We start from the raw sequence: 18,211 nt of genomic DNA on the forward strand, positions 1-18,211 counted from the left end.
GGCTGCGTCACTCCTGTGCATGAAAGGCGGTGACCGAGGTCACTCGCATCCGGTGTGCACGGATGGGCCGATTCCGGCGTCTCTTCCAGTAGCCGGCCCCATCCGCCCGCCCGGAAGTCAGTTCAGCCGTCAGTCCGCCGTCACAAGGGAGCAAGGCGTTGTCCACCGTCATCGAGCAGCCCGTAGAGGCCCGCCTCGTCGCCGCCGCACCGCGGATGCCGAGCATTCCCGCCACGCTGCACTACGACCGGCGCGATCCGTTCGCCGTCCGTATGACCTTCCCCGCCCCGGCCACCCTGGAGGGCGTGGAGGTCTGCTGGACGTTCTCCCGCGAACTCCTCGCCGCCGGCATGAAGGACTCCGAGGGCCACGGCGACGTGCGGGTACGGCCGTACGGCTACGACCGCACCGTCCTGGAGTTCCACGCCCCCGAGGGCACCGCCGTCGTGCACGTCCGCTCGGGTGAGTTGCGGCGTTTCCTGGAGGCGACGGCCGAGCTGGTGCCCGTCGGGCTGGAGCATCTCCAGCTCGACCTGGACCAGCAGCTGGCCGAGCTGATGCGGGACGCCTGCTGAGCTAGCGCCGACGCTCCCCGCCCAGCAGCGCGTTGAGCTCGCCGTAGTCGTACGCGTCGGCCAGCGACGCGTACGTGCCCGCGCCCAGCAGCTCCCGCGCGGCGCGGCGCACCAGGGCGTGCGCGGCCAGCGGGATGCTCGCGCCCGCGCTCACGCGCGCGACGCCGAGCGCCGCCAGTTCGGCGACCGGTGGGGCGCCGGGGCCGACCATGATGTTCAGGGGGCCGTCGACACCGTCGACAAGCTCCTTCACGGTTCCCGGGTCGACGGCCCCGGGGACGAAGATCCCGTCGGCGCCCGCGGCCCGGAAGGCGGCGGCCCGCTCCAGGGTGAGGTCCACTCCCCCGGCTGCCCGCACAAACGTGTCGATGCGGGCGTTGACGAACAGCGGCACGTCCGCCGCGTCGGCGGCGGCGCGCGCGGCGGCGATCCGCTCGGCCTGCTCGGTGACGTCCCGCAGCGGTCCCGCGCCCTCCTCGTAGGGCTCGTGGAGGGCGTCCTCGATGTTCACGCCGACCGCGCCCGCCGCGAGGACCGCGCGGATCGTGTCGGCGACGCCCTCCGGGTCCGCGGCGAAGCCGCTCTCGACGTCCGCGCTGACCGGTACGTCCACGGTGGCGGCGATGTCCGCGACGACCGCGAGGGCCCGCTCCCGGTCCACCCGGTCGCCGTCCGCCGCTCCGAGGCCCCAGGCGAGCCCCGCGCTGGTGGTCGCGACGGCCGCGGCTCCGGCGTCCTCGACGATCCGGGCGCTCGCCGTGTCCCAAGCGTTCGGCAGGATCAGCGGACGCCCGGGGACGTGCAGGGCGTGGAAGGCGAGGGCGCGCTCGCGCGGGGAGGTCTGCTTCGTCATGGCGTTCACTCAAGCAGCGGGGGCGGGACGGGGCTGGCAGGAAACCGACGTCGACGTGCGAGGCCCTAGGGAGGTCAGGCGCCTGTCGGGGCGGCCGCGTTCGTCAGCGCCGCCCGCAGCTCCTCCCCCACCTTCCGCATCGCCGGCCCCGCCGCCCCGCTCCGCTCGGCCAGTTCGGCCAGACGGTCCTTGTGCAGGCCGCGTTCCTCACGGGGCACCAGGGTGCGGAGTTCGGCCGCGGCGGCCAGGGTGACCAGCGCCGCGTCGCGGGCGGAGACCTCCGCCGTACGCACCGGCCCTTCGAGGACCTGCCGGGCCCGCTCGCGCAGCGCGCCCACCGCGGCGACGCGCTCCAGGACGTACTCGACGGTCGGGAAGAGCGCGAGGACCCGACGCTTCTCCGCGCGGAGGTACCCCTCGGCGGCCAGCTGCTCCCGTACGGCGTCGAGCGTCACGCGCGCGTGCAGCGGCACCCAGCCGCGCCAGTGGTGCGGCCGGGACTCCCGTACGAGCTCCAGGAGCCCGTCGAGGACGGCGTCCCCGGTGCGGGAGTCCATGTCGGCCGGGGTGGCGATGCCGTCGTCGTCGACGAGAAGCTCGCGCTGGGCCAGCTCGGTGAGGGCTCCGGCCCGCACCAGGTGGTGGAGGTGAGGCTCGCCGGTGAGCTCGTTCCTGGTGGTGTCCCAGGCCAGCAGGTAGAGCCGGGCGGGCAGTGACAGCGAGCCGTCGGGCACGGGGCCTCCTCTAGATCGGGATTCAGGTTAATGCGGTTGACCGCCCGGAGCCCGGCTCCTACGGTGTAGAACGCTTCTGCTGCCGTCGATCGGAGAAGGACGTTGCTCCTCTGAGGTCATGAGACACCGCGTCACACACATCTGTGGTGTGTGCGCTGCGTGCGACCTCGGCGTTCGAGCCGTCCTCCGGTGCAGGGGCTTTTCTCATGCCCCCGCTCTGCCCGCGGAGCCTCCCTGTGGTCGCAGGTGTTCTCGATACGCGTGTGCCCCTGACCGCATCAAGCAACCGCGAGGCCCGCATGTCTACTTCCCTCTCCTGTACGTCCCTCGCCTTCGCCTGGCCCGACGGCACCCCCGTCTTCGACGACCTCGACATCGCCTTCGGCCCCGGCCGTACAGGCCTCGTCGGCGTCAACGGGTCCGGGAAGTCCACCCTGTTGAAGCTGATCGCCGGTGAACTCACCCCGGCCGACGGCGCCGTCCGCGTCGCCGGCGAGGTGGGTTACCTGCCGCAGAACGTCACGCTCGACACCGCGCTGCGGGTCGACGACGTGCTCGGCATCGCCGCACAGCGGGCCGCGCTGCACGCCATCGAGGCGGGCGACGTGGCCGAGGAGCACTTCGAGACTGTCGGCGACGACTGGGACGTGGAGGAACGCGCCCTGGCCACGCTCGGCGAACTCGGCCTCGGCCGCATCGGCCTGGACCGCACCGTCGGCGAGGTCTCGGGCGGCGAGTCGGTGCTGCTGCGGCTGGCCGCGCTGCTGCTGCGCCGCCCGGACGTACTGCTCCTGGACGAGCCGACCAACAACCTGGACCTGTACGCGCGCAGGCGGCTGTACGCGGCCGTCGCGTCCTGGTCCGGTGTCATGGTCGTCGTCAGCCATGACCGTGAACTCCTCGACCTCGTCGACCAGATCGCCGATCTGCGCTCCGGAGAGGTGACCTGGTACGGCGGCAACTTCTCCGCCTACGAGGCGGCTCTCGCCACCGAACAGGAGGCGGCGGAACGGATGGTGCGGGTCGCGGAGGCCGACCTGAAGCGGCAGAAGCGTGAACTCGTCGACGCGCACTCGAAGTTGGCGCAGCGCACGCGGTACGCCAACAAGATGTACGACAACAAGCGCGAGCCCAGGGCGGTGATGAAACTGAAGAAACGCTCGGCCCAGGTCTCCGCGGGCAAGCACCGCATCATGCACGAGGAGAAGCTCGCCGAGGCCAGGGACCGACTCGACGAGGCGGTGGACGCCGTACGGGACGACGACGAGATCCGCGTCGACCTGCCGTACACGGCCGTGCCCCCGGGCCGGGACGTGCTGACCCTGATGGATCTGGAGCTGGCCTACGGCGCGCGCGTGCGGGGCGGTTTCGATCTGCGCGGTCCCGAGCGGGTCGCGCTGGTCGGGCGCAACGGCGCGGGCAAGACGACGCTGCTGCGGACGATCGCCGGCGAGCTGGCGCCGGTGTCGGGCGAGACGCACGCGCACGTGCCGCTGCGGTTTTTGCCGCAACGGCTCGACGTCCTCGACGGTGAGCTGTCGGTCGCCGAGAACGTGGCCCGGTTCGCGCCGGACGCCACCAACAACCGGGTGCGGGCGCGGCTGGCCCGCTTCCTGTTCCGGGGCGCCCGGGCCGACCAGAAGGCGGCGACGCTGTCCGGCGGCGAGCGCTTCCGGGCGACGCTCGCGGCACTGATGCTGGCGGAGCCGGCCCCGCAGCTGCTGATGCTGGACGAGCCGACGAACAACCTCGACATGGCGAGCGTGCGGCAGTTGACGAGCGCGCTGGAGTCGTACGAGGGGGCGCTGATCGTGGCCTGCCACGACCTGCCGTTCCTGGAGTCGATCGGCATCACGCGCTGGCTGCTGCTGGACGGTGAGCTCCGGGAGACCTCACCGGAGGCGCTCGCGGACCCTGCCTAGTCCGGAGGGACGCCGTCGGTGATCTTCGGGACGGCCGAGGTCACCGACGGCCCCCCTCCGGGGCGTGGTTACCGCCGCGTATCTCAGGAGGGCCACAGCCTGGCGACGGGGGTTTTGTGTGCGCGGGCCCGCCCTGCATGATGGCGGACCGGCGCCGCTTTTCCCGGGGCGCCGCCACCTGCCGCCGTTACGGAGTTCCTCGTGCCCAGCAAGAAGGCCCTCATCCGCCGCCCCAGCCCGCGCCTCGCCGAAGGCCTGGTGACGCACCTCGAGCGCGAGAAGGTCGACGTCGATCTCGCGGTCGAGCAGTGGGAGGCGTACGCCGAGGCCCTGCGCGCCCACGGCTGGGAGACGATCGAGGTGGACCCGGCCGACGACTGCCCGGACTCGGTGTTCGTCGAGGACACGGTCGTCATGTACAAGAACGTCGCCCTGATCACCCGGCCCGGCGCCGAGTCGCGGCGCGAGGAGACCGCCGGGGTCGAGGAGGCCGTGGCCTCGCTGGGCTGCTCGGTGAACTGGATCTGGGAGCCGGGCACCCTGGACGGCGGTGACGTCCTCAAGGTCGGCGACACCATCTACGTCGGCCGCGGCGGCCGTACCAACGCGGCGGGCGTCCAGCAGGTGCGGGCCGCCTTCGAGCCGCTCGGGGCGCGGGTCGTCGCCGTGCCGGTGACCAAGGTGCTGCATCTGAAGTCCGCGGTGACGGCGCTGCCCGACGGGACGGTCATCGGGAACATCCCGAAGGTGGACCGCCCCGCCCTCTTCCCGCGCTTCCTGTCCGTGCCGGAGGAGGCGGGCGGTCACGTCGTGCTCCTGGGCGGTCACAAGCTGCTGATCTCGGCGAGCGCCCCGAAGACCGCCGACCTGCTGGCCGACCTCAGCCACGACCCGGTCGTGGTCGACATCAGCGAGTTCGAGAAGCTCGAAGGGTGTGTGACATGCCTCTCGGTCCGCGTACGGGAGCTGTACGCCTGACGAGTGAACGGATCATCCGTTCAGCCCTGGGACCTGCGGGTCCCGGGGCTTTTCCGGACACCTCGGGAGCCTTGGGAACACCGGCTGATCAGGGATCTTTACATCCCGCTTAACCTACGGCAACGTAACCTACGGGTTCGTAGCCTACGCTCTCGTAGGTTCCGGCATCCGCTCGCCGGGTACCCGGCTTCTCTCCGCTTAGTTACGCGTCCCCCTGGAGTTCCCGTGACGATCACTTCCCCTCACCTCGGCAGCCCCGCCGGCTGGACCGACGCCAAGCTGCTGTACGCGCTGGAGGAAGTGGTCGAGACCGAACTCAACCGGCATCTGAAGGTCACCAAGGACTGGATGCCGCACGAGTACGTGCCGTGGAGCGACGGCCGTAACTTCCCCGGCTTCTTCGAGGACGGCGAGGCCTGGGACAAGCAGCAGTCCAAGGTCACCGAGATCGGCCGCATCGCGCTCGTGGTGAACCTCCTCACCGAGGACAACCTCCCCAGCTACCACCACGAGATCGCCTCGCTCTTCGGCCGTGACGGCGCCTGGGGCACCTGGGTGCACCGCTGGACCGCCGAGGAGGGCCGGCACGGCATCGTCATGCGCGACTACCTGCTCGCCTCGCGCGCGGTGGACCCGGACAAGCTGGAAGCGTTCCGCATGCAGCACATGTCGGAGGGCTTCGAGTCGGACAACCGCCACTCGATGCTGCACTCGGTCGCCTATGTCGCCTTCCAGGAGCTGGCGACCCGTATCTCGCACCGCAACACCGGCCACCAGTCCGGCGACCCGGTCTGCGACCGCATGCTGGCGCGCATCGCGACCGACGAGAACCTCCACATGGTCTTCTACCGCAACCTCCTCAAGGCCGCGTTCGAACTCGCCCCCGACCTGACCATGCAGGCCGTCCGGGACGTCGTCGTCAACTTCCGCATGCCCGGCCACGGCATGCCCGGCTTCGAGCGCTTCGCCGCGCAGATGGCCATCGGCGAGGTCTACAACCTGCGCATCCACCACGACGACGTCATCCAGCCCGTGCTGCGCTTCCTGAAGATCATGGAGATCGACGGCCTCGGTCCCGAGGGACAGCAGGCCCAGGAGGAGCTCGGCATGTTCATGGGCGGCCTGGACGCGGAGGCTTCGAAGTTCGACGCGAAGCTCGCGGCGCGCAAGGCGCGGATGGCGGCCCGCGCGGCCGGCTGACCGCAGCCGCCGGGGGCTCTCGATTTTCCGGTGCGGTCCGCCCCTGACCGGCGGCATCATGCCGCCATGCGAGAGAACACCAGGGTGGAGAGGGCGGTCGGGTTCCTGCTCGGCCTCGTCGACGAGGAGACCGCCGTACAGGTCCGGGCCCGGACCGGCCTGCCGGAGCCCGAGAGCCCCGCGCAGGCCCGGGGACGGGTCACGCGCGCGTGGACCTGGGCCAGGCACCTTGAGGCATCCGTGGCGCTGTGGATCCTGGAGAACGACGACCCGCAGCTCAACGCCCTGGTGTGGCGGTACATCCCGACCGACTCCGGTCTGCGCCGCGCCATCGCGCGCGGGGTGCCCTTCGCTGCCGGTCGTGTCGATCCTCTGCCGGTCGACGTGACCCTGCCGGGGCAGGAACCCGAGGTTCCGCACAGCTACGTCCGCCTTGGCCTCGTCGGCGCGCTGCGCGAGGTCACCACGGTGCACCAGGGCCGCGCGGCGGCGTCCATGGTGCTGACGCGCGCCGACTGGGCGGCGGTCGGCGCGGCGGACCGCGAGCGCCCGCTGCCCGGCTACGCCCGCTGGGCGCTCAACGTACGCCCGGACTGCCCGCCGTCGGTACGGGCGGGCTTCGGCACGCACGCGAAGTTCACCCACCGCCTGCGCCAGGCGGGCGTGTTCGAGAGCGCCGCCGACTACGTGGACTCCGACGGCCCGGCGCTGACCGTCCTGGAGGTGCTGTCGATGGGACAACTCCTGTTCCCGGCGCGGTTGAAGGAGGCCGAGGACGCCCTCCGCCCGCTCGTCCGGGAGCACTTGGGCGACCGTGAGGACGCCTGGGCGGTGCTGGCCCAGCTGGCGGAGACGTTCCACGGGAACACGCCGGAACTGATCGTCACGGCGGGCGCCATCGCGTGACCGGCAGGGGGACGGGGCGGCTGGATTCGAACCAGCGTGTTCCGGTTTTGGAGACCAGCGCGCCTGCCTCTGCGCTACGACCCCGCCCTTGGCGCCCGATCGTAATGCCTTGGCCCGATGTCAGTGGGTCCTGGTACCAATGAGCCACGGGGCAGGTTCGGTACGGGGGGCGGGATATGGCGTACGGGGAGCGGGGGCGGCGTCCCCCGGTGGTCGACCTCGCCGACCGCAGGGCGCTGGAGGGGTACCGCCCGGCGGATCCGGCGGTCGTGGCGGAGGCGAGCCGGCTCAAGGAGGCGGCGCTGCTGGACTTCGGGCTGACGGAGTCGGCGGTGGCGTCCTGGCTGTACGCCAAGTGCCACCACCAGATCCCGACTACCGCGATCGACACGGCGGCCGTGGTGGCGTCCGGCGACGGGACGTGTCTGCTGCTGTACAACCCGGACTTCTTCGCCGGACTCGGCCTGGACGGCGTGAAGTTCGTCCTGTTCCACGAGGCACGCCATCTGGTGCACCGCCATCTCTTCGCCGACCCGGAGCTGCGGGCCGACCCGGTCTTCGAGCTGGCCGCCGAGGTGTCCATCAACCACGTGGCAATGGTCCGGCTCCGGAGGACCGAACTGCCCCTGCTGGACGGGCGAGCGACGGGCATCGAACCGCGCGCGGTGTACGAGCGGTACCACGCGGACCTGACGGCACACGGCCTGGAGCCGGTCCCGTACGAGACGTTCACCGAGACGGACATGCGGGTGTACGGCGAGCTGAGGCGGATGCATCACCCACCGGTGCCGGAGCGAGGGCTGTGCGTGCATCTGCGGGGCGACCTCGTCCCGGCCGACCAGGAGACCGTCGACGAGGTGACGTCGTCGGCGCTGCTCAACTCCCTGCTGGCGGCCCGGCGCGGACACGCGGGCGCGGAGCGGGAGTTGCTGGACCTCATGGGCCGCACCGAGGACGGCAGCGCACGCGCGGCGCGGATCTGGGGGCAGCTGGGCGCGGGCATGCTGCGGGGTGAGACCACGCGCACCCGGACGGTCGACTGGTGGCAGCGCTGGCTGGTCGACGTGCTCGGCTCCAAGCTGCGCGACGGCGAGCGGCTGGTGTACCCGAAGAAGCGGGGCGCGCTGCTCGCGGCGCTCGGCCAGGACCCGATGCCGGCGCGGCGCGGCCCGGTGCGGGACAAGGTGCTGGTCGTCGCGTACGACACGTCCGGCTCGATGCCGCAGCATGTGATCACCTGGCTCACCGAACTCGTGGGCCGGATCGAGGGCGTGGAGGCGCACTGGCTGTCGTTCGATGCCGTGGTGATGCCCTTCTCGCCCGGCGAGCGGGTCTACGGCGGGGGCGGCACGAGCTTCCAGGTGGTCGCGGACTACGTGGAGGGGCGCACGGAGGTGAACGGCCGCCGTTTCGACGTCACCCCGGACGCGGTCGTGGTGCTGACCGACGGCTACGCGCCACCGATCACGCCCGCCGAGCCGGACAAATGGATCTGGCTGATCACCGAGGGCGGCAGTGAGTGGCCCGAGACGCACACACCGGCGATGGACTGCCATCGCGTCACCACAGGATCACGGTAAATGACCACGGACACACAGCAGTTGACCGCCTCGCGACTCGAGTCCTTCATCGACGCGATGATCGACATGGGGCAGACCGGCCAGATCTTCGGCGAGCACGGCATCGGCAAGACGGCGACGTTCTTCTCCCACCTCGCCCACGCCCACCCGGACACCACCCTGGTGTACGTGCCGGCGGCGAACCTGACACCGGACGACCTGCTCGTCAACGCGCCTGTGCGCGATCCGCGCAGCGGTGAACTGGTGCTGCGCCAGCTGGTGATGAGCCAGCTGAAGCCGGGCACGCCGTTCGTGCTGCTCATCGACGACTCGCTCCAGGCGGGCGACACGATCCAGTCGCAGCTGATGCAGATCGCCTGCAACTGGACGCTGGGCGAGCACGACCTGCGCGCGCTGGGCTGCGTCGGCGTGTTCCTCACCGACAACGAGTCGCTGACGGAGACATCGGCCCGGCGCGGCGACCTCGCGCTCCTGGACCGGATGGTCACGATGCGGATCACGGCCAACGACACGTCGTGGCGTCGGCATCTGGCGGCCAAGTACCGCCCGTGGGACCTGCGTCCGGTGTTCTCGCTGTGGGCGTCCCTCTCCCCCGCCCTGCGCGAGCTGCTGTCCCCGCGCACGCTCGACCATGTCCTCGCCAACGCCAAGGAGGGCTTCCCGCTGCGCTGGGGCCTCCCCCTGGTCGACGGCGACCGTCTGCGCCTCGCCGAGCCGGGCCCGGACGGGAAGCCCGGGCAGAACCGTACGCACGAGATCCTGGACCGGATCGCCGAGGCGGTGGGCGTGGCCAACCCGTCGACGATTCCCGACCCGGTACGACAGGTGCTGCGCGCCGCTCTGCGCAACCGCTGGACGGTGCTGCTCCAGGGCCCGCCCGGCTGCGGCAAGACGGAGCTGGTGCGGGAGACGGTGCGGGCCGGGCTCGGCCGGGAGCCGCTGTACTTCTCGCTGCCGGTGACGAACGTCGAGGACCTGTGCGTGCCGATCCCGTCGGCCGACGGCACCCTCGACAACCTCCTCGCCGCCCACTTCACCGGTCCCGAGCCCAAGGCCATCGTGTGGGACGAGTACAACCGGCCCAAGGACAAGGCCGCGTTCGCCAAGCTGATGGAGATCACCCAGGAGTGGTCGCTCGCCGGCCGGCGGATCGAGAACCTGCGGGCACAGATCGCGGTGCAGAACCCGCCGTACCATCTGGGCCGCAAGCTGCTGGTGTCGCGGAACAATATCGCGCAGGCGACGCGTTTCACGGCCTCGCTGGAGGTCGATCCGCAGGACATCCCGGCCAACGAGTGGCTGCTGGCCCGTTACGGCGCGGACGCCGAGACGGTCCTGGAGTGGTGGAAGCACGACATCGACGACGACGGCCGCGCCTGGATCACCAAGCGCACCCTGGAGCGGCTCATCAAGCTGCACCGGCGCGGACTGCCGCTGGAGATGGGCACGGTCTATCTCGGTGACGGCGAGTACGCGCCCGTGCCGCTCACCGCGCTCCTCGACCGTCTCAAGGGCCGTGAGGTCACCGGCCTGCGCGAGCTGGCCCGCGACGCGGACGCCTGGGAGGCGAGGCTGCTCCGCGCGGCCGAGCAGTCCGCGGAGGGCGGCAACGACACGGACGTGGTCCACCAGATCCTCGCCAACGCGGAGCTGTCCCAGCTGAAGAAGCACCGCGCGGTGGTGGCCCGCCTGGTGGCGCTGCTGCCGGCCAAGCTGCGGGCGACGTATCTGGTGGGGGCCTCGGAGCGGCAGCAGCGGTTCTGGACCGAGGTGTTCATGGGGATGCGGAGGCGGTAGGAATCAGGCGTCGGGCGGAGCGGTTCGGTGCACACTCCGTACGGCGGCCACGTCGGCCGGGACCGCCGGTCGCGGCAGGTGCGCGCTGTGCGCCTCCAGGCGTCGTTTGACGCTGGCCGCGATGCCCTGGCCCAGGACGAAGCGGGTGGCCGTGGCGGCGCGGGGCGCGGTGTCGAGGAGACGGTGGGCCTCGCGGCTGCGCATGCCGGTGTGGGTGAGGACGAGGTGGGTCAGGCGGTGCTCGGCGGTCGCCAGGGCGTCGGCGATCGTACCGGCGGCTGTCAGGTCGATGCGATTGTCCGCCGCGCCGAGCACCGCCGCCGCGCGCACCCGGCCGAGGTCCAGCAGGGTGACGCCCGCAGCGGTGGCGGCCGTCACCAGCCGGGCGGCGGCCTGGGGCCCGATGCCGTTGCTGGCGACCGCGAGCCGGGTGAGCCGCCCGTACGGTGCCCGCCCCAGCGCGTCGACGAGACGGAGGGCGCCCGCGTCCCCCAACCGGGCCGCGGAGACGTACAGTTCGTCGATCGCGCCCGCGGCGACCACCGCGCCGAGCGCCTCCGCGCCCGCCTCGCCCAGCGGGTTGCCGCCGACGAAGAGCCGCTCGATGCGGCGTCCGTTGTCCACGGCGGCCAGCAGCGCGTCGGCGAGGACGACGGCGCCGGTCGCGTCGAGGCCGGTCTGGACGAGGTCGAGAGTGCGCAACGACCGTGCGGACTCGATGAGTTCGGCCGCCGCCCGGCCACCGCCGGACCCCAGCGGATTGCGCTTGAGCCACACCCCGGTGACGGCCTGCGGCGAGGCCCGCAGCTGGTCGGCGATCCGGCAGGCCCCGCCCGCGGTGATCCCGTTGCAGCCGAGGTAGAGCGTCTCGACCTCGGCACTCGCCCCGGCCCCCGCCACCACCTCGGCCCCGGCATCGCCCAGCCCGTCGGTCCCGAGCAGCAGATGCCGTACCGGGGTCGGCCCCTCCCCCAGCGCCTCCGCGACCAAGGACGCCCCCTCGGGGCCCAGTTCCTGCTTGCACAGGTCGAGGCGCCCGTCGGGCAGTGCCGTACCGGCCGGGAAGTCGAGCCGTTCACCGGCCGGTCGCCCGGCCCTCAACCAGTCGAGCAGCGGGCCCAGTTCGGCGACCGGGCGCGGTACGACGGACGGCACCCCGGCGAAGCCGCTCGTCTCCTGATTCACCACTCCGCCTCCTGGTAGTCCTTGAGGAACACCCCGGACAGGGGCTCCCCCGCCTCGCCGCGCACGATCGGGTCGTACACCCGTGCCGCACCATCCACGATGTCCAGCGGCGTCCGGAACCCGGCCCGCGCCATCCGCGCCTTCTTCGGTGCCGGGTTCTCGTCCGTGATCCAGCCGGTGTCGACGGCGCACATGTGCACGCCCTGGTCGGCGAGTTCGGCGGCGCTGGTGCGGGTGAGCATGTTGAGGGCGGCCTTGGCCATGTTGGTGTGGGGATGCCCCGCCATCTTGTTGCGGACGGCGAAGCGGCCCTCGACGGCGGTCACGTTGATCACGTACCGGCGCGGCCGGGGGGACGCCAGCAGCAGCGGCAGCAGCCGGTCGCACAGCAGCGCCGGGGCGAGGGCGTTGACGAGCTGGGTCTCCAGGACCTCGGCCGGGTCGAGCGCGCCGAGCCGGGCCGACCAGGAGTTCTCCGGGGACGGGTCGGGCAGCAGCCCCGCCTCGTCGGCCTCGCGCAGGGCGACGGGCAGGGACGCGGCGCCGCTCTCCAGCATCCGCATCGGCGTGAACCCGGGTGCCTGCCGAGCGCCCTCGGGCAGCGCGTCGTACTCACCGCCCGCGAGCAGCGCGTACGACTCGGGCGGTCTGCGCACCGTCTGGGCGGCGTTGTTGACGAGGATGTCCAGCGGCTCGCCCTCCCGCCGCAACTCCTCGCACAGGCCGAGCACTTGGCGGGGGTCACGCAGGTCGACGGCGAGCACGGTCAGCCGGTCCAGCCACTTCTCACTGCCCGGTTCGGCCCGGAAGCGGCGCACGGTGTCGTGCGGGAACCGGGAGGTGACCAGCAGTTCGGCGCCGTCCCGCAGCATCATCAGGGCCAGCTGGAAGCCGATCTTCACCCGGCCTCCGGTGAGCAGCGCGCGGCGGCCGGAGAGGTCGGTGCTCAGGGCGCGGCGGGCGGTGTTGTCGACGGCGCAGGCCGGGCACAGCCGGTGGTAGAAGGAGTCGACCTCTCGGTAAGGCGTTTTGCAGACATAGCAGGTGCGGGGCTTGCGAAAGACACCAGAGGTTCCGGCCGACGGGGTCAGCGGTGCGTCCTCGCGCCGTTCCGGGGCACCGGTCGCCGTCGCCGCCATGGTCTGCGCGTCGGCGGCGGACGCCTCGGCACCCCTGGCCTTGCGCCGGCGCAGCCGTCCGTCACGGGCGAAGGAGGCGGCGACCTGCTCGGCGGTCAGTCGTACGGGGTCGTCGACGGGCAGCTCGCGCAGCTTGCCCACGACCTGGTGGAAGGCGGCCAGTTCCGCCTCACTGATCGCCTCGCCCATGTGCCGTCCTCGCCCCGTGTTCGCCGTGCCGTGGTCCCGACCGGATTCGAACCGGCGTATCCGCCTTGAGAGGGCGGCGAGTCTGCCTCTGCTCTACGGGACCCCTCGCACGTATCCGGACGGCCGGATTCGAACCGGCGTGACCGCCATGCCATGGCGGCGCGCCTACCTCTGCGCTACGCCCGGATCGCGCCCCCGGATCCTAACCGCACCCCGAACGGCCGGTCGCACGGATTTACGGGAGGCCCCAGCGGTGCAACGGTGCCCGCAGGGGGTGACACACCATGGCCCAGACCCATGAGTGGATGTTCTACGAGGTCATGTGGCGCGGCTGGGCAGGACGGGACCGGGTCCCGTATCCCGTGCCCTGGTGGGCGCAGCAGGCCTTCCGCCGCTGGAGCGACGACTTCGACTCCGGCACGTACGACTCCAAGGAGGCTGCCTTCGCCTCCAACGCCCTGTACCGCTACTGGCACATGGTCGGCGTCAAGGACCACCGCCAGGAGTCCCTGATCGGCCAGGCGGGCGAGATCGAGCCCGTCTACGACAAGTACAGCCTCTGCTTCTTCCTCCACGACCCGGCGACGGGTGCGCTACGGCTGCCCCAACTCCCCGATGGAGGAAGGGTGGAGCAGCGGACGGAGGCTCCGCATCTGCCGGTGGTCCTGACGACGTTCCGTACACCGGACGACGTCGAGTTCGTGCAGCGCACGTTCGCGACGACGGTCGGCGCGAGTCAACGGGACCTGGTGGTCACGCGGGTGACCGTGGGCAGTCCCACCGGGCAGCCGCGCGAGGGGCTGTTGTGCGCGGCCGTACTGCCGGCCGGTCCGAGCGGATTCCAGCGGCACGACCGCAACGGGCGCGAGATCACCGACCGGCGCCTGACGTTTCTGCGCCATCTGCCGGACGAGCAGCGGGTGGAGACCAACTCGAGCTGGGGCCCGGTCTTCGACACCGCGCCGGAACAGTACGGCGTCTACGGCAACACGGACTTCTCCCTCGACCCGGACACCTACCTCACCCACAGCCCGTTCCACGACCTGGTCGTCGGCGGCAAGCTGAACGGTGCCCTGGAGGCGCAGGACCAGGTGGCGGGGATGTGCAGCGCGGTGTTCGCGTGGCCGTTCCGGGTGATGGAGAACGAGGTCTTCGAGATCGACGTACGGCTGCCGGTCGACCTGTTCAGCGGCGCGGCGGACCTCGCCGAACTCCGCGCCACCCCGACCGCCGAACTGGAGGCCGCCAACCGGGACTTCTGGACGGCGAAGATCCTCGGGCAGGGGGTGCAGCCGGGTCTGCCGCGCCCGGTGGCCCATCTCACCGACCTGTTCCGCCAGGCCCGCACCCAGCTCCTCGTCCTGTCCGACCACGGTGAGATCCATCCCGGCCCCACGGTCTACGACTCCTTCTGGATCCGGGACTCCTCCGTCGAGGCGACCGCCTGCTCACTGGTCGGCGACTCGGCCCTGGCCGAACGGCAGTTGGGCACGCACTATCCGCTGAAGTTCAACCTCGGGACGGGCCGGATCGGGCCGTGCGCCGAGTACGGCTTCTACGGTGGCCCGCACGAGAAGGACGACCGCGAGTGGGACAGCAACGGCCAAGCCCTGTGGGCGATCGGCCGGTTCGATCGCACCAGTGGACAACAGTCGGCCTTCGGGGCGAAGTTGTATGTCCCGTACGTCCGTGACGCGGCCCGCTGGCTGCGCGACAACCGCGACCGGTACGGCCTGTTGCACAGCGGCTGGAGCGCCGAACACCTCGGCGAGCGGGACAAGCCGCACTACTGGGACGACTTCTGGGCGCTGGCCGGACTCCACGAGGCCGCGCGCCTCGCCGAACGGATCGGGGCCCAGGAGGTCGACGAACTCTGGTCCGCCTTCGACGACCTGAAGAGGGCCACCGGCGACTCGATCCGCTGGGTGCTGGGCGAGCAGCAGGCTCGCGGCGCCTGGGAGACGTACATCCCGACCGGACCGGGCGACGTCGGACGGCTCGACTCGACGATGATCGGGGCGGCCGCGTACTTCCACCCGCTGCGTCTGCACATGGGCAGCAAGCTGGGCGACGACATCGACCGGGCCGCGCGCTTCACCCTCGACACCATGTACGCGCACTTCGTCACCGGCGGCTTCCGGCACGAGGCCGCCTGGCAGGCGTACGGGCCCTATCTGACCCTCCAGTTGGCGCACGCCTATCTGCTCGCCGGGGACCCGGCGCGCATGGACGCGCTGCTCGGCTGGACGGTCGCGGCGGGGTTCCCGAGCGTGGCGGAGCGTGCGGTGGCGCTGGGGGCGTGGAACGAGCAGCACGCGTTCCCGGTCGCGTCCGACTTCCGCGAAACACCGTACGGGCGCTGGTACATGGGGGACATGCCGCATGGCTGGGCGGCCGCCGAGTATCTGCTGCTGATCCGCGACATCCTCTTCTTCGAGGCCGACGAGGACCGCGACCCGCATCTGTACATCGCTCCGGGGGTACGGCCGCACTGGGTGCCCGGGGGCGAGCGCAGCGAGACGGGGGTCCCCCCGGCCGAAGGCTGGGGGAGCGTCACCGTGGACGCCGCGCCCACGCTCTTCGGGGCGCCCTTCGGCTACCGGCTCGCGCACGACCCGGCGGAGCGGAGGGTGACCGTGGAGATCACGCAGGCGCCCGAGGGGGTGCGGTTCGTCTACCCGTGCCGGTTCGGCGAGGTGCGGTCGGCGGAGGCCGACGGGCACGAGCTCGGCTGGACGGGTCAGGACGTGCGGGTACCGGCGGGGACGGGGCGCTTCAGCGTGACGTACGCCTGATCTCCAGGCGTTCCTTCTCCGACAGACCGCCCCACACACCGAAGCGCTCGTCGTTGTCGAGGGCGAACTCCAGACAGGCGGAGCGGATCGGGCACAGACCACAGATCCGCTTCGCCTCCCGCACGGAGCTGCCCGGCTCGGGGAAGAAGAAGTCCCCGCCGGTCTGCGCGCAGAGCGCCTCTTCCTGCCAGTCCGGGCCGGGTGGCGTGATCGTTTCGATGAGCATGTGCAGGATCGTGCCGGGCGGCGAAAAACGTTCGATCAACGCGGGATCAACGCCGCGCTCCGAGGCCTCCGGCCGCCCCGATACTGCTCCGCCGCGCGCCCTGACGCACGGCGGCGCGCGGCGTTGCGGGGCGATTGTCAGTGGGCGGTGCGAGACTCGGCAGTGCAGTGAACGTGACCCCTCGGAGGAGGGCAAGGATGCTCACCACCAGTTATGTCACCGGCGCACCGAACTGGCTCGATCTCGGCACCCCCGACATCGAAGGCGCCTCCACCTTCTACAACGCACTCTTCGGCTGGCACTTCGAGCCCGGGCCGCCCGAATCCGGCGGCTACGGCTTCTTCCGGCTGGACGGGAAGACCGTCGCGGGCGGCATGCAGAGCACCGCGGAGGACGGCCCGCCCTCCTGGACGGTGTACTTCCAGACCCCGGACGCGGACGCCACCGCGAAGGCCGCCGAGCAGGCGCACGGCAAGGTGCTGATGCAGCCCCTGGACGTGATGGACCAGGGCCGTATGGCGATCCTCGCCGACAAGGCCGGCGTCCCCTTCGGTATCTGGCAGCCCGGCCGCCTCAAGGGCCTCGACGTCACCCAGGAGCCCGGCTCCCTGTGCTGGATCGAGCTCTACACGGCGGACCAGCCGATGGCCGCATGGTTCTACCACGCCGTCCTCGGCCTGGAGACCTACGGCGTCGACTTCCCGGGCGGCACCTACACGACGATCAACCCGCCCGGCGAGTCCGAGAACGCCATGTTCGGCGGCATCATCCCCCTCGCCGACGCGCCCACGGAGGCGGAGGGCAGCCCCTACTGGCTGCCGTACTTCGAGGCCACGGACGTGGACGCGGTGGTCGCCAAGGCGGAGGAAGGAGGCGGCCGGGTCAGGATGCCGGCCACCGACATCCCGGGCGTGGGCCGCGTCGCTCGGCTCGCCGACCCCTACGGGGCACGCTTCGCGGTGATCAGGAGTGCGTCCGGGGAGGGGTGAGGGGCCAAGGCCACGGGGAGGCGAGGAGCGCCTCTCCCCCTCTCCGGGCCGGCTACGCGGACGCCCTGCGCACCAACGTCGTGGGCAGCACCACCCCGGAGGCCGCGTCCCCGCCGCCCTTCAGCAGCAGCCGGGCCATCAGTCGGCCCATCTCCTCGATGTCCTGGCGGATCGTCGTGAGAGGTGGGTCGGTCTGTTCGGCGATCGGCAGCATGTCGTCGAAGCCGATGACGGCGACGTCGTCGGGGACACGTCGGCCGTGCTCGCGCAGGACGCGCAGGGCACCGGACGCGGTGAGGTCGTTCGCGGCGAACACCGCGTCGATGTCCGGGCAGCGGTGAAGGAGTTCACGCATCGCCCGCTCCCCGCCGCCCGGCGTGAAGTCACCCTCCGCGACGAGCCGCGCGTCGACGTCCCCGATGACATCCCGGAAGCCCTCCAGCCGGTCCACCGCCGACGTCTGGTCGAGGGCGCCGGTGATGTGGGCGATACGGCTGCGGCCCAGGCCGACGAGATGCCGTACGGCGTCCCGGGCACCGCCCCGGTTGTCGCTGTCGACGTACACCACGTCGTCCCCCGTACCGTCGCTCCAGCCGGGCCGGCCGCCGAACACGGTCGGGATTCCGGCCCGCTGGATCAGGCCGGGCAGCGGGTCGTCGAGGTGGAGGGAGAAGACGAGCGCCCCGTCGACATGTCCCCCGGCGAGATAGCGGCCGACCCGCGCGTGATCGTCCCGCCCCTCGGTGAGCAGCAGCACGAGCTGGTTATCGTGAGCCGTCAACTCCTTGCTGATGCCCCTGAGTTGAAGGGCGAAGAAGGGGTCGGAGAAGACCCGGGTCTCCGGTTCGGCGACGACGACGGCGATGGCGTCATGGCGTCGCGTCACCAGGCTGCGGGCGGCCTGGTTGGGGACGTACCCCAACTCCTCCACGGCCTGCCGCACCCGCTCGACGAGCGGCTCCCTGACTCCGTCACCACCGTTCACCACCCGGGACACGGTGGCCCGCGAGACCCCGGCCCGCGCGGCCACGGCCTCCAGCGTGGGACGCGGCGCTGTCTCGGTCACTTAGGGCCCTCCTCGTGGTTGCGGCCCAGGATAGCCCTGGTCGGGGTGGGAGGTGAGAGCGCTCTCGGGGGGGGACT

Annotated in this window: 15 protein-coding genes and 3 tRNA genes; 9 read left to right on the forward strand and 9 right to left on the reverse strand. The window is 71.6% G+C overall.

The window, feature by feature from the left end:
• The first annotated feature begins 158 nt into the window (after positions 1 to 158).
• Complete coding sequence (locus tag OG866_RS06770; protein ID WP_329332520.1) at positions 159 to 575, forward strand: SsgA family sporulation/cell division regulator; 417 nt, start codon at positions 159 to 161, stop codon at positions 573 to 575.
• Between the two features lies 1 nt (position 576).
• Here the strand turns inward: OG866_RS06770 and OG866_RS06775 are convergent, their stop codons facing one another.
• Positions 577 to 1,428: an isocitrate lyase/PEP mutase family protein gene (locus OG866_RS06775; protein ID WP_329332521.1), complete on the reverse strand. Its 852-nt coding sequence runs from the start codon at positions 1,426 to 1,428 to the stop codon at positions 577 to 579.
• Between the two features lie 74 nt (positions 1,429 to 1,502).
• Positions 1,503 to 2,162 (reverse strand): GOLPH3/VPS74 family protein, encoded by a 660-nt coding sequence (locus OG866_RS06780; protein ID WP_329332522.1) that lies wholly within the window; start codon positions 2,160 to 2,162, stop codon positions 1,503 to 1,505.
• 299 nt (positions 2,163 to 2,461) lie between these two features.
• On the opposite strand from OG866_RS06780, the gene OG866_RS06785 reads away from it, so the two are divergent.
• The 4 genes from OG866_RS06785 to OG866_RS06800 all read left to right on the forward strand — a co-directional run bounded on the left by OG866_RS06785 (position 2,462) and on the right by OG866_RS06800 (position 7,168).
• Positions 2,462 to 4,084, forward strand: coding sequence for an ABC-F family ATP-binding cassette domain-containing protein (locus OG866_RS06785; protein WP_329332523.1), 1,623 nt, complete (start codon positions 2,462 to 2,464; stop codon positions 4,082 to 4,084).
• A 201-nt stretch (positions 4,085 to 4,285) separates the two neighbouring features.
• Positions 4,286 to 5,062 (forward strand): dimethylargininase, encoded by a 777-nt coding sequence (gene ddaH / locus OG866_RS06790; protein ID WP_329332524.1) that lies wholly within the window; start codon positions 4,286 to 4,288, stop codon positions 5,060 to 5,062.
• Positions 5,063 to 5,287: 225 nt separating this feature from the next.
• Positions 5,288 to 6,262, forward strand: coding sequence for an acyl-ACP desaturase (locus OG866_RS06795; RefSeq protein WP_329332525.1), 975 nt, complete (start codon positions 5,288 to 5,290; stop codon positions 6,260 to 6,262).
• Positions 6,263 to 6,328: 66 nt separating this feature from the next.
• Positions 6,329 to 7,168 carry a hypothetical protein gene (locus tag OG866_RS06800; protein WP_329332526.1) on the forward strand — a complete coding sequence of 280 codons (840 nt, stop codon included), beginning with the start codon at positions 6,329 to 6,331 and terminating at the stop codon, positions 7,166 to 7,168.
• Positions 7,169 to 7,179: 11 nt separating this feature from the next.
• Here OG866_RS06800 and OG866_RS06805 read toward each other — a convergent pair.
• Positions 7,180 to 7,253: transfer RNA gene (locus OG866_RS06805), tRNA-Trp, on the reverse strand.
• A 91-nt stretch (positions 7,254 to 7,344) separates the two neighbouring features.
• Between OG866_RS06805 and OG866_RS06810 the strand changes: the two genes are divergently transcribed.
• Positions 7,345 to 8,748: a DUF2201 family putative metallopeptidase gene (locus tag OG866_RS06810; RefSeq protein WP_329332527.1), complete on the forward strand. Its 1,404-nt coding sequence runs from the start codon at positions 7,345 to 7,347 to the stop codon at positions 8,746 to 8,748.
• Positions 8,749 to 10,545 (forward strand): AAA family ATPase, encoded by a 1,797-nt coding sequence (locus OG866_RS06815; RefSeq protein WP_329332528.1) that lies wholly within the window; start codon positions 8,749 to 8,751, stop codon positions 10,543 to 10,545.
• A 3-nt stretch (positions 10,546 to 10,548) separates the two neighbouring features.
• Here the strand turns inward: OG866_RS06815 and OG866_RS06820 are convergent, their stop codons facing one another.
• The 4 genes from OG866_RS06820 to OG866_RS06835 form a co-directional block, all read right to left on the reverse strand.
• Positions 10,549 to 11,730 carry a ribonuclease inhibitor gene (locus tag OG866_RS06820; protein ID WP_329332529.1) on the reverse strand — a complete coding sequence of 394 codons (1,182 nt, stop codon included), beginning with the start codon at positions 11,728 to 11,730 and terminating at the stop codon, positions 10,549 to 10,551.
• Positions 11,727 to 13,058, reverse strand: a complete 1,332-nt coding sequence (locus OG866_RS06825) for an SDR family oxidoreductase (RefSeq protein WP_329332530.1) — start codon at positions 13,056 to 13,058, stop codon at positions 11,727 to 11,729. The genes OG866_RS06820 and OG866_RS06825 overlap by 4 nt, the downstream gene beginning before the upstream one ends.
• Positions 13,059 to 13,089: 31 nt before the next feature.
• Positions 13,090 to 13,161, reverse strand: a tRNA-Glu gene (locus OG866_RS06830).
• 11 nt (positions 13,162 to 13,172) lie between these two features.
• Positions 13,173 to 13,244: transfer RNA gene (locus OG866_RS06835), tRNA-Ala, on the reverse strand.
• A gap of 98 nt (positions 13,245 to 13,342) precedes the next feature.
• Here OG866_RS06835 and OG866_RS06840 point away from each other — a divergent pair.
• Positions 13,343 to 15,853 carry a hypothetical protein gene (locus OG866_RS06840; RefSeq protein WP_329332531.1) on the forward strand — a complete coding sequence of 837 codons (2,511 nt, stop codon included), beginning with the start codon at positions 13,343 to 13,345 and terminating at the stop codon, positions 15,851 to 15,853.
• Here the strand turns inward: OG866_RS06840 and OG866_RS06845 are convergent.
• Complete coding sequence (locus tag OG866_RS06845; RefSeq protein WP_329332532.1) at positions 15,834 to 16,079, reverse strand: WhiB family transcriptional regulator; 246 nt, start codon at positions 16,077 to 16,079, stop codon at positions 15,834 to 15,836. The two genes, OG866_RS06840 and OG866_RS06845, sit on opposite strands and share 20 nt — an antisense overlap.
• Before the next feature lie 197 nt (positions 16,080 to 16,276).
• Between OG866_RS06845 and OG866_RS06850 the strand changes: the two genes are divergently transcribed.
• A complete protein-coding gene (locus OG866_RS06850; protein ID WP_329332533.1) occupies positions 16,277 to 17,068 on the forward strand; it encodes a VOC family protein in 792 nt (263 codons plus the stop codon).
• A gap of 52 nt (positions 17,069 to 17,120) precedes the next feature.
• Here the strand turns inward: OG866_RS06850 and OG866_RS06855 are convergent, their stop codons facing one another.
• On the reverse strand, positions 17,121 to 18,134 hold the full coding sequence (locus tag OG866_RS06855) for a LacI family DNA-binding transcriptional regulator (RefSeq protein WP_329332534.1): 1,014 nt from the start codon (positions 18,132 to 18,134) through the stop codon (positions 17,121 to 17,123).
• Positions 18,135 to 18,211 lie beyond the last annotated feature (77 nt).

The sequence above is a fragment of the Streptomyces sp. NBC_00663 genome (assembly GCF_036226885.1).
Classification (GTDB): domain Bacteria; phylum Actinomycetota; class Actinomycetes; order Streptomycetales; family Streptomycetaceae; genus Streptomyces.

Excerpts from the sequence above, each read along its gene's own strand:
- OG866_RS06775 (WP_329332521.1), bottom strand. The coding sequence starts at position 1,428 with ATGACGAAGCAGACCTCCCCGCGCGAGCGCGCCCTCGCCTTCCACGCC.
- OG866_RS06785 (WP_329332523.1), top strand. The coding sequence starts at position 2,462 with ATGTCTACTTCCCTCTCCTGTACGTCCCTCGCCTTCGCCTGGCCCGAC.
- OG866_RS06800 (WP_329332526.1), top strand. The coding sequence starts at position 6,329 with ATGCGAGAGAACACCAGGGTGGAGAGGGCGGTCGGGTTCCTGCTCGGC.
- OG866_RS06810 (WP_329332527.1), top strand. The coding sequence starts at position 7,345 with ATGGCGTACGGGGAGCGGGGGCGGCGTCCCCCGGTGGTCGACCTCGCC.
- OG866_RS06815 (WP_329332528.1), top strand. The coding sequence starts at position 8,749 with ATGACCACGGACACACAGCAGTTGACCGCCTCGCGACTCGAGTCCTTC.
- OG866_RS06825 (WP_329332530.1), bottom strand. The coding sequence starts at position 13,058 with ATGGGCGAGGCGATCAGTGAGGCGGAACTGGCCGCCTTCCACCAGGTC.
- OG866_RS06840 (WP_329332531.1), top strand. The coding sequence starts at position 13,343 with ATGGCCCAGACCCATGAGTGGATGTTCTACGAGGTCATGTGGCGCGGC.
- OG866_RS06845 (WP_329332532.1), bottom strand. The coding sequence starts at position 16,079 with ATGCTCATCGAAACGATCACGCCACCCGGCCCGGACTGGCAGGAAGAG.
- OG866_RS06850 (WP_329332533.1), top strand. The coding sequence starts at position 16,277 with ATGCTCACCACCAGTTATGTCACCGGCGCACCGAACTGGCTCGATCTC.